Origin of the sequence: Mesorhizobium sp. M7A.F.Ca.US.006.04.2.1 (genome assembly GCF_004022915.1) — a bacterium.
Taxonomy (GTDB): Bacteria; Pseudomonadota; Alphaproteobacteria; order Rhizobiales; family Rhizobiaceae; genus Mesorhizobium; species Mesorhizobium ciceri.
Genome location: NZ_RZQA01000180.1, coordinates 1 through 8,654, shown reverse-complemented (window position 1 = coordinate 8,654; position 8,654 = coordinate 1). Strand labels below are relative to the sequence as shown.

The 8,654-nt window shown below is 62.1% G+C and carries 9 protein-coding genes; 1 reads left to right on the top strand and 8 read right to left on the bottom strand.

Features of this window, described 5'->3' with window-relative positions:
* On the top strand, positions 1-702 hold a 702-nt coding region (locus tag EN925_RS12280), incomplete at its 5' end, for a phosphoribosyltransferase (RefSeq protein ID WP_128336572.1).
* 18 nt (positions 703-720) lie between these two features.
* Here the strand turns inward: EN925_RS12280 and EN925_RS12275 are convergent.
* The 8 genes from EN925_RS12275 to EN925_RS12240 form a co-directional block, all read right to left on the bottom strand.
* Positions 721-1,800, bottom strand: a complete 1,080-nt coding sequence (locus EN925_RS12275; protein ID WP_064992952.1) for a glycosyltransferase — start codon at positions 1,798-1,800, stop codon at positions 721-723.
* Positions 1,801-1,874: 74 nt separating this feature from the next.
* On the bottom strand, positions 1,875-2,324 hold the full coding sequence (locus tag EN925_RS12270) for a hypothetical protein (protein ID WP_013528107.1): 450 nt from the start codon (positions 2,322-2,324) through the stop codon (positions 1,875-1,877).
* 13 nt (positions 2,325-2,337) lie between these two features.
* Entirely contained in the window at positions 2,338-3,780 is a 1,443-nt protein-coding gene (locus EN925_RS12265) for a GMC family oxidoreductase (RefSeq protein WP_063169883.1), read from the bottom strand.
* 92 nt (positions 3,781-3,872) lie between these two features.
* Positions 3,873-5,204 (bottom strand): UDP-glucose/GDP-mannose dehydrogenase family protein, encoded by a 1,332-nt coding sequence (locus EN925_RS12260; protein ID WP_013528109.1) that lies wholly within the window; start codon positions 5,202-5,204, stop codon positions 3,873-3,875.
* A 67-nt stretch (positions 5,205-5,271) separates the two neighbouring features.
* Positions 5,272-6,126, bottom strand: coding sequence for a family 16 glycosylhydrolase (locus EN925_RS12255; RefSeq protein WP_024501832.1), 855 nt, complete (start codon positions 6,124-6,126; stop codon positions 5,272-5,274).
* A gap of 153 nt (positions 6,127-6,279) precedes the next feature.
* Positions 6,280-6,675, bottom strand: a complete 396-nt coding sequence (locus EN925_RS12250; RefSeq protein ID WP_127369213.1) for a hypothetical protein — start codon at positions 6,673-6,675, stop codon at positions 6,280-6,282.
* 290 nt (positions 6,676-6,965) lie between these two features.
* A complete protein-coding gene (locus tag EN925_RS12245; RefSeq protein ID WP_013528112.1) occupies positions 6,966-7,988 on the bottom strand; it encodes a glycosyltransferase in 1,023 nt (340 codons plus the stop codon).
* Between the two features lie 91 nt (positions 7,989-8,079).
* On the bottom strand, positions 8,080-8,654 hold a 575-nt coding region (locus EN925_RS12240; protein ID WP_164894186.1), incomplete at its 5' end, for a nucleotidyltransferase family protein.

Sequence of the window (8,654 nt, the reverse complement as noted above, 5' to 3'; positions counted from 1 at the left end):
GTCGCGGCCTTCACCTTTGCCGCCGTGTTCGGCCTTGAGCCCCTGCACCAGGAAACCGACCTCGTCTTCGAGGTCGTGCCGCATCCGCGCATGTTCCAGTGGAACTTCATGCATCACAAATTCCTGGCGCAATGCTGCGTCGACATTGACGGCGTGCTGTGCCTCGACCCGACAGAGGCGGAAAACGACGACGGCCCGGCCTATGAGAAATTCCTCAGCGAAGCGCGGCCGCTCCATGTCGCGACCCACAGGATCGGCTGGCTGGTCACCAGCCGGCTGGAGAAATACCGCGCGCTCACCGAGGCATGGCTCGCCAAGCATGAAATCAAATACGACCAGCTGATCATGCTCGATCTGCCGAGCAAGGCGGAACGGCAACGACTCGGCGCGCATGGCAGTTTCAAGGCCGATTTCTACCGCAAGTCCGATGCCATCCTGTTCATCGAGAGCGAGCACGAACAGGCGCTGAAGATCACCGAACTGTCAGGCAAGCCGGTGCTGTGCGTCGAAACGCATATGGTCAGCTTCCCCGACGCGCTGTCGCTGCCGGCACTTGGCCAGGCGGCCCGCAACCTGCCGGCAAGGCTGCGGCAGATCAAGTCGCAAGAGGGCCGCAAGAGCGCCGCCAAGACCATTGCCCGCGCACTGCTTGGCGCCCGCGGCTACGAGACGCTGAAAAGCCGGGTCAAGCGTCCAGCCTGACCTGCTCAGGCGGCGTCGTCAGGCCGCCTGTCGCGCGCGCTGCTGCATGGCCCTGTCCAGTATCGAGAAGAAGGTGATGAACTGGCGATCGGGATCGAGTTCCGGGCGCCCGGCGAAGCTGCGAGCGAGACTGGAAAGCCGGTCATATTCCTGGTTGTCGCTCCACAGCCGCCTGACGGCCGCGACCCAATCGGCCAGCGGAGCATCGTAATCCAGCACCACGCCACCGGAGCCGACAGCCTCGGGCAGACCGCCGCGCCGCGAACCGATAACGGGGATTCCGCTGCAATGGGCCTCCGAAGCGACGCGGCCCCACGCCTCTTCCCACTTGCTGGGAGCAAGCAGGATCTTCGTGCGGCCATAGACCGTCTTCATGTCGCTGGTGCGGCTCTCCAGGACGACATTGCCCAAGGGAGCGATCGTCTGTTCGATCCGCGCCCGGTGATCGTCGTCGAGCTTCCAGCTTTCGACGAACAGGAATGGAATTTCGCGGCAGGCGCCGGCAATCCGCACCGCGAGCTCAAATCCCTTTTCCTCATAGGGGTTGATCAGCGTGACGAACTGGCCCGTCGTCGGCGTCGAGTAATGCGCCGGGTTGATGGTTGGCGGGATCACTGCTGCCTCGATGCCGAATTCTTTTTTGTAGGTTCGCGCGGTGAAATCCGAATTGGCAATGTAGAGCGCCGAATGCAATTCGCGCAGATCGCCGCCCAGTTCATGGAACTCGACATTGCGGAGATAAACGACCAGAGGCACGCCCTCCGCCTGCAGCGCCTTGCCGATCGGAACCGATTTGTGACACTGGACCACGGCGACATCGGGCTTCAGCCTGTCGACGGCATAACCCGCCGCTTCCCAGGGAAACCAGGCCCGCACCACCGGATAGCCGGGATAGCTGTCGACAACCGCCGGCTGCCGCAACAGCTTCATCTTGGCGCGCGCCTTGAAGCCGAAGACACCGTCACCGAACAGGGCGGCGAGCACAGCGGCTTCATGACCGTGCTCGATCAACTGTTCGGCCAGATGATGCGTGCTCGACTGAACGCCGCCACTGAACTCGGGCGGGTAGCCGTTGCCGCCTGCAAAGAGAACTTTCATGATCGGGCTCCTTGTCGCATCTCGTATTCCTTGCTCGGAGACAACAGGCAAAGGCCGCCGCCTCGCTTTCGACGTCAGGCAAGTTTCGGCGGCTCCAGATTGGCGAAGGGATTGGTACAGGATTGCCAGCCGGTAAACCGGATCGGGTCGTTGGGCGAACTGCGCCAGGCGTAGTCCGTCAGCATATGGAATTCGGCGACGACCCAGCGGTCGAAATGCAGCAGATCTTCCCGCTTCCGCCGGGGCAGCAAGCGACGCGCGGCGCCCAGTTTGAGCTCCTCCACCAGGGTGACGGCGTCACTCAGTTTTTCGCTTGGGAAGTTCCATGGATTCCTGTCGCGGAACGCCAGCACGAACTGCTGCAGATGCTCGATGCGGATGTTCAACTTGCCAAGGTATTTTTCCAGCGTGACGCGCACCAGATCCTCGTCCGAGAAGGAGGAAACGGTGGCGTAGGCGACCCCCGTCGAAACCACTCCGCCAGCCAAGACGGCCAGGGCCGAGCGTCTGGAAATCTCGATCATGCGATACCTCCTTTCACGCGATCCGGCTCGCCGCCCGCAAGGACAGCGCTGCCGCGGTCAGGCTCGGGTTGGCGCAGGAGCAGCTCGGATAGGTGCTGGTGCCGACGACGACCAGGTTTCTGAGCTGATGGTGGATCATGCCGCTGTCGACCACAGAATCGGCCGGGCCGGTGCCCATCCTCAGCGTGCCCTGGACGTGCGATTCGGTCGGCCGAATGCCGCGGTCGAAGAGCTTTTCGACCGGCAGCGGCGCCAGAAGGTCAGGCAATTTCTCCAGAGCGCGCGCCATGCCCTTCACCGCGTAGTCCGATGGCGCCTTGAAGCTGACGAAGGCATTGTCATCCGCGTCAAGCGTGACGTAGTTCTCGGGGTCGAGCAGGTTCTCGGTGACCACGACCAACGGCAGCGCCTGGCGTAGCCGCCCCTTTTCGGCACGCATTCCGTGCTGCCAGCGGTTCTCGAAATAGACCAGTGCCGCCGCATGCTCCGATCGGTGAGGACCATCATAGAGGCCGAAATTCAGGCCGGTTGTGATGGTGCTGCCGTCGAAATTGTCGACACCGTCGAGATAGACCTCGAAATTCCAGCCGTAGGATTCATGCAGGCCGCTGCCGACAAATTCGCCGCCCAGGCCGGATCGCAGCATGATCGCCGCACTCTGGATGGCATTGGCGCCGAGAATGAAGAGATCGCCGCTGACCTGGTATTCCTTGCCGTCATGGCTGAACGTGACCGAACGGACAGCACCGCCGACGTGATCGAGCCGGCGCACTTCCGCACCGAGGCAGACCGAGATGTCGGGATGCTCGAAGACGTGCATCAACCCGTTGTTGACGGTGAATTTGGCGTCGACCGGGCACAGCCAGCAACGCAGATTGGCACAGCACGAGCTGCGCTGCGCGGTCGGCACGCGAGCCCGCGCGGTTGGCATGACGAAGTGCTGGTCGGGCTGCGCCGCCTTCATCATCCTGTCCGGTGTCGACATGCGATGCGGCGGTTGCGGAAACGGCTTCGAGCGGGGCAGCATCGCCGCCATGTCGGGGTCGCCGGAGATCGACATGATGTCTTCCGCGTCGCAGTAGAACGGCTCGACGTCGTCATAACTGATCGGCCAGTCATTACCGATGCCGTAGGTGCTTTTCAGCCGGAAATCATTGGGATGAAATCTTGGCGTCTGCGCGAACCAGCAATTCGTCCCGCCACCCAGTCCGATCGTGTAGTTCCACGGCTTGTCGGAATTGGTCTTGTAGGTCGTCTCGTCTTCGATGTCGGTGTTGACGTTCTGTTCGAGCTGCCATTCATGGGTGTTGTGGCGTCCCCACTCCAGCACCAGAATGCGCGCCTTTCGGCGCCTGGCGAACTCATGCAGGAAGAAGGCCGAACCGAAGCCGGAACCGATCGCGACGAGATCGAAATGATCCTTGGTGATTTGCTCCGGCTTTACGTCCAGCACCATCAGCTACAACTCCACACAGAAATACGCGCTCAGCCCCAGCGTCCGCAGGCCGTGTGCGGACCAGTCTTGCATCCGTCTGCCAGGGCCCGGTCTCATGCCGCCATTCTGCCGATCGAGTGATATTCGATGCCATGGCGGGCGATGACCTTGGGGTCATAGAGGTTGCGGCCGTCGAAGATGACCGGCGTGGTCAGCGCGTCCTTCACCGCGTCGAAGGACGGCGCGCGAAAGCTCTTCCATTCTGTGGCGATCAGCAGCGCATCGGCGCCGCGCAGCGCCGCCTCCTTGGTGCCGCACAGAAGCAGGTCGTCGCGCAGCCCGTAGATGGCCTGGCATTCCTGCATCGCCTCGGGATCATAGGCCTGCACATTGGCGCCGGCCTTCCAGAGCGCCTCCATCAGGACGCGCGCCGGCGCCTCACGCATGTCGTCGGTGTTGGGCTTGAAGGCCAGACCCCAGAGCGCAAAGGTCCTGCCTTTGAGGTTGCCCTTGAAATAGCGGTCCACCTTGTCGAAGAGAACCGATTTCTGTGCGTTGTTGCGCTCCTCAACGGCGCGCAGCAGCTTGGCGTCGAACTTGACGCCTTCGGCGGTCTTGATCAGCGCCCGCACATCCTTCGGGAAGCACGAGCCGCCATAGCCGAGGCCCGGATAGATGAAATGGTAGCCGATGCGCGGATCGCTGCCGATGCCCTTGCGGACCTCCTCGATGTCGGCGCCGAGTTGTTCGGCCAGATTGGCCATCTCGTTCATGAAGCTGATCTTGGTCGCCAGCATGCAGTTGGCGGCATATTTGGTGAATTCTGCGCTGCGCACGTCCATCACGATCATCTTCTCGTGGTTGCGATTGAACGGCGCGTAGAGTTCGCGCATCACAGCCTCGGTGTCCTCGCTGTCGGTGCCGACGATGATGCGGTCCGGCTTCATGCAGTCGGCGACCGCGGACCCTTCCTTGAGGAATTCCGGATTTGAAGCGACATCGAAAGCCAGGTCCTCGCGGCCTCTTTTCTTCAGCGTGTCGGCGATCCTGGCCTTCACCTTTTCGCAGGTGCCGACCGGCACCGTCGACTTGCCGACGACGATCTTGGGTTTGTCCATTTCGCGGCCGATGGTCTCGGCGACTGCCAGCACATATTTGAGGTCGGCCGAGCCGTCCTCGCCCGGCGGCGTGCCGACCGCGATCATCTGGATCTCGCCGTGCCTGACAGCGGCGGCGGCATCCGTTGTGAACTTGATGCGGCCGGCGGCATGGTTCTCCTTAACGAGGTTTTCCAAACCGGGTTCGAAAATGGGAACCAGGCCCTGGTTGAGCCGCTCGACCTTGGCGGCGTCGATGTCGACGCACACCACCTGGTGCCCGACTTCGGCAAGCACCGCCGCCTGCACGAGGCCGACATAGCCAATTCCAAACACCGTCAAATTCATTCGGTTTCATTCCCATGCAAGGCAGCGGACCGTTTTCGGCCCCGCCGGTTCAAATCGACTTTCCCAACTACTTTACACTGCATGCCAGCGATTCCGGAAATTGACAGGGTTCGCCGAGCGCCGTGAAGGCGACCCGCTCGACCTGCAGGGAAAGCTTGCGGCCCGGATCCGCGAACGCTCCCATCCAGCCCTTCATCGTATCGCTGCCCCAAAAGCTGAAGAATATCTTCTGTGCATGGCTGGGCAGCTTCGCCGGGTCGGTAATCGTGTTCACCAGTTGGCCGTTGACGTACCATCGCAAGCTGTCCTTCTGCCAGACGAAGGCGTAGTCGTTGAAGGCCTTCTCCGTGCCGCCCGGTACGTCGACCAGTTTCTCGTTCTTGCCCTTGCCCGCGATATAGGCGTTGACCTGCACCTTGGAGGTGTCCTTGGTCAGGACCTCGAAGTCGATCTCGTCCCAGGGCTGCTTGTCGCTTGGACCGATATAGGTGAAGAACGCGGCGTTGAGGCCGGAGCCGGTATCGGTCTTCAGCCGTGCCTCATAGGTGCCATAGCCGAAGCGCTGCTTGGTCTGGATCTCGCCGCAGACGTAGTCGCGATCCTTCAGCGTCTGCTTTTCGAAGCCGAGCGACAGCACACCATTCGACAGTTCGACCATATTTTTCGACCAGGTGCAATTCTGATGGCTGCCGTTGTTCCAGCCGTCGGAAACATACCAGCGCGTGCGGTCGAAGCTTTTGAAATCATCGACAAAGGACGGCGATGTCGGAATGTCCTGGGCATGGGAAGGGGTTGCCAGGAAACCGCCAAGAGCAGCCAGCAGCAACGCACCGAGCGACCCCAGCCGCCGGGCGGCTTGTCCGGTCCGATATGCGAGAGGCGGTGCGTCAATTGCCGTCGTAGGTTTCGGATTCCAATTCATACCAAACTCACCTTTGCGCTGTGTGTCCCCAACCCAAAGTCGACGTTCGAACCGCTCCTGCACGAGCCAACCTTGACCTCCTTGTGACCCTCTCGATTGCTTCTGCTTCCCGCCTTGCATCAAATCTGTTGCAACAGTTCCGAGCCTTCACGTTCAACCTCTGCCGGCGCCTGCCGGCCAGGCGAATTCCGCCGCGGCGGCCGAGGAGGCATCCTCGTCAAAGACCATATCCAGCGAATGACGGAGCTCTTTCATCATGCCGTCCTGGCGCGACAGCGCCGCGATGCGGCGCTCGCAATTCAGGATCGACTGTGTCAGGGCGCTGACTTCCGAAGACCGCTTGTCGGAAGCAGAGCCGTTTTCCATCGCTTCGACCAGAAAGGCGGCGTTGGTCGACGTCGTCCGGTAGCGATTCTCAAGCCCGGTTCTCTCGGCCTCGATCTCGGCCGCAATCTGCTCGAACAGCTTTGCCAGACGATCAAGACGTGAAACATCGGCCTGACGGTCGCGGGCCGGATCCCTTGATCTGAAACCGAATATCGAGGCCATGAACTCAGGTTCCCGTCATCGCCGGCTTGTGGGCCGGGCTTCTGGCCGATCCCCGCAGCCGGGGCTCAAAAACTCGTGTTGCGTTGTCGTGCTCCTTTTGAGGGAGAGACATCAGACCAATCCGATCGGGGGCCAAGTTCGGCTGGTCGTCCACTATGCTGCACCGCAACATAGACTGCCATCGTCGGAGCCGCGAGGCAACCACCCAATTCGTAAACTCATAAATCCGGCCGAAATGGTTTGCGTGATGACATGCCGCGAGTGGACAAATCGCTGCATCGGGACCACTCTCAGCGTTCCTTGCCCGTGCTGGTTCCGGCCATCAGAAAGCGCAGCGGCGGCACAGGCTTTTGGCTGGACACAAGGCCGACACGACGAAACAGCGCCTCGAGCTTGTCGGAAGCCACGCCCTGGACGATGGGGACGAGGTTGGACAAGCTGGCGAAGGCGTAAGCCGCAGCCGAGCCCAGCCCCCGCTCGGCCTTGACGTCAAGGAAATTACGCAGCCGATATTTGTCGCGCACGTGCCGTTCATGCCGCCGCAGCACCGCCTTCGAGCCTTCCGGCAGGCTGTCGATCGCCAGCAGCGCCAGATCCGCATCGGCCAAACGCTTCAAGTCCTGGGTCTTGTGGCGGCCGCTCAGGGAATCGGCGCGGACGATGGCGCCGTAGCCGCAGGAGCGAATGACCTTGAACCGCGCCCCGCATGCGACCGCGCGGGCGTAGAGTTCATAGTCCTCGCCCAGCCGCAGGCTCTCGTCGTAGCTCAACCCATGGCGGTCGAGGAAGGCACGGCTGATCACCGGCTTCAAAAAGCCCAGTTCGCCCCTCTGCACGCGGCGTCTGGAGATGTTGCCTTCGACGAAACGCTCGAAATCGAGGAATTCCGGATCGGCGGCAAATTGCGGCGCGACGATTTTCGTCGCGTCGCCTGTCGCATCATCCCTGATCAGCATGATGTTGTCGGCGGCGAAATCCCAATCGGCGCCGGCAAACAAGTTGCGAAACCGGCCTTCGAGGAAGAAATCGTCGGCATCAAGAATGCTGATGAACGGCGATTTCGAGCCGGCGATGGCTGCGTTGCGGGCAAAGGAGGGGCCGCGATTGACATCGAGGCGCATCACGGAGAGCCGCCCGCTGCCATCATCGGCGGATCGTGCGACACCGGCGGTGTCGTCGGTGGAGGCATCGTCGACGACCACGACCTCCGCCACTTCCGGTTCGCGCAATGCGGATGCGATGGCGACGGCGATTGTCGCTGCGGCGTTTTTTGCCGCGATGATCACGCAGACCTCGGATTTCGTCATCGACATGGATTTGCCTCTCGTACAGGTAATATCGATTTGCCCTCGCCCCGTACTCGTTCGATGCACTACAGAATTGCCATCAGCATCCAATTTACCTTCAGCGACTCGCCGGCCGCTCGAAGATGCGGCGGCTGATATCGGCGGACGCCGCCCAGCCTGCTTCGGCCAGATAGCGGACCGGCGCGCGGCCGCACAGTTCCCAAAGCACCGTTCGCCGCTGCGGCCACCGCAGCGACGGCAGCCACGGCGCGATGACCATGCTGAGCAGATCCTCATTGCCGATGCGCGGCAGGATCCTGGTCGCGCGCTGCGACAGCAGCGTGCTGGCACCGCCGAGCAGCACGTCGGCGGCGCGCAGGCCAAGCAGCAGCGTGTCGTCCAGACCTTGCGCGGTAGCGGCATCGAGCAAACGCTGCTGATCCGCCTCGTCGAGGCGGCCGGCGCTGGCGCCGATATCACAGACGTATCCGGCGCAGGGTTCCCGGTTGAAAAGTGCCTTGGCGACGCTGATGCAGGACAAAAGCAATGTATCGGCCACCGAGGTGAACGGCACCGTCGCACCGGCGATTTCGACCTGTCGCTTGCGCCGCAGGAACCCGTCCGCGTCGCGCGGGCTTGGCGAGCCGGGCTGCTGGAGGCGGTAGTGGAGATCGACGGTGGACGACCTCGGCC